At 42.8% G+C, this 498-nt stretch carries 2 protein-coding genes; both read left to right on the top strand.

The annotated features are described in order from the left end of the window. The coding region (locus tag NE664_13365; protein ID MCQ4727621.1) for a hypothetical protein at positions 1-261 on the top strand (261 nt) is incomplete at its 5' end. Continuing rightward, on the top strand, positions 258-498 hold a 241-nt coding region (locus tag NE664_13360; protein MCQ4727620.1), incomplete at its 3' end, for a hypothetical protein. The genes NE664_13365 and NE664_13360, both read left to right, overlap by 4 nt.

Below are 498 nucleotides of genomic sequence, written 5' to 3'. Positions count from 1 at the left end.
GATATCGAAAGCGTTGATGATATCGCGGATCAGGAAACCCTTGATGCACTTGTCAGAAGAATTGCGATAGAAAAGAGTCAGACTTATGATACCATTACGATTCCTACAGGTCTGATGCCACACCATGAGTACCGCGACTGTATCTTTGTGAATGAAACAACTCTTGGTGTTGGAAATAAGTATATTGAATATGCGTGGGAGATGGAATTGAGCGTTGGGGGAACTATGACCCATACATTAAAACGGGTGGTGAAATTATGATCTATGATAATCCGGGTGAACGTCTCCAGGACATAAAAGATTATGTCGTAGGTGAGAGAAAAACTTATCGAATGGCAACTGTGATGAGTATATCTAACGGGCGTCCATATGTCCGCTTTTATGGGGAGGGAACGGCCAGCCAGAAGCCGTATAAATATATTTCCAGTTATGCGCCATCCATAGGAGATAAAGTTTTGTTGATAAGAGCAGGGGCGTCGTATGTAATCATGGGAAAGG

It is taken from the genome of Anaerotignum faecicola, from assembly GCA_024460105.1.
Taxonomy (GTDB): Bacteria; Bacillota; Clostridia; order Lachnospirales; family Anaerotignaceae; genus JANFXS01.
This window is presented reverse-complemented; position numbering and strand designations above follow the sequence as displayed.